Below are 1,224 nucleotides of genomic sequence, written 5' to 3' on the forward strand. Positions count from 1 at the left end.
CGACCGGACCCACGACCGTCCGCGGGAAGCCGGAGAGCAACCGGCGTGAACCCCCATGAACCGGCTCCCCAGCTGGTCCCGCTGCGTGAGCCTGATCTGCCGCGCACCGCCAAGGTCCGGCCGGACGCGCTGCGCACCGGATGGACCACCGGGACGTGTTCGGCCGCCGCGGCGAAAGCCGCGAGCGCGGCCCTGGTCTCCGGGATCGTGCAGCGGGAGGTCACCGTGAGCCTGCCAGCCGGCGGGCTGGTCTCCTTCGCGGTCGAGCGGTGCGTGGTCGATGCCGGACGAACCGCCGAAGCCGTCGTGATCAAGGATGCCGGGGACGATCCGGACGTCACCCACGGCGCACACCTGACCGCGACGGTGACCTGGCGGACGCGGACCGGAATCGAGATCGACGGTGGAACCGGCGTCGGCGTCGTCACGAAACCCGGTCTCGGCCTGCCCGTCGGCGAAGCGGCGATCAACCCGGTGCCCCGATCGATGATCACACGGTCGGTCGCGGAGGTCGTCGACCTGGACACCCGCGGGTTACGGGTGGTGATCAGCGTGCCGGATGGGGAGCGGATGGCGCGGCGGACCACCAACGCCCGCCTCGGCATCATCGGCGGGATCTCGATCCTTGGCACCACCGGCATCGTGCGGCCCTTCTCCACCGCGTCATGGCGGGCCTCGGTGGAACAGGCCGTGGCGGTCGCCGCCGCCCAGCAGCAGTGCACGGTCGTGCTCGCCACCGGCGGGCGCACCGAGAAGGCGGCCATCGGGCTGCTACCGGCGCTGCCCGAGGTGTGCTTCGTCGAGGTCGGCGACTTCACCGGAGCGGCCCTGCGCCGCGCGGTCGAGGTGGGCATGACCGACGTGGTCTTCGTCGGCATGGCCGGCAAGCTCACCAAGCTGGCCGCGGGCATCCTGATGACGCACTACACCCGGTCGAAGGTCTCCCCGGACCTGCTCGCCGGGATCACCGCGGACGCCGGTGGCGACGCGGCGCTGGTGGCCGCGGTCGCCGTTGCCAACACCGCGCGCCACGCCCATGAGCTGTGGGAGACCGCCGGCCTGCTGCGGGCAGCCGGCGACCTGCTCTGTGCCCGGGTCGCGGGCGTTCTCGTCCGGTTCACCGAGGGACGTCTGCGGGCCCGGGTCGCCATGGTCGACTTCACCGGGATGTCCTGCGTCGCCGCGACGGAACAGACATGGGTCGGGCCATGCAGGTCTGCGCCA

1 protein-coding gene is annotated in these 1,224 nt (G+C 72.3%); it reads left to right on the forward strand.

What is annotated here, in order from left to right:
• Positions 1 to 45: 45 nt before the first annotated feature.
• Positions 46 to 1,224, forward strand: a 1,179-nt coding sequence (locus U9980_RS13970) for a cobalt-precorrin-5B (C(1))-methyltransferase (RefSeq protein WP_322768308.1), incomplete at its 3' end; no start/stop codon positions are given.

The sequence above is a fragment of the Protofrankia sp. Cr1 genome, from assembly GCF_963555865.1.
Lineage (GTDB): Bacteria > Actinomycetota > Actinomycetes > Frankiales > Frankiaceae > Protofrankia.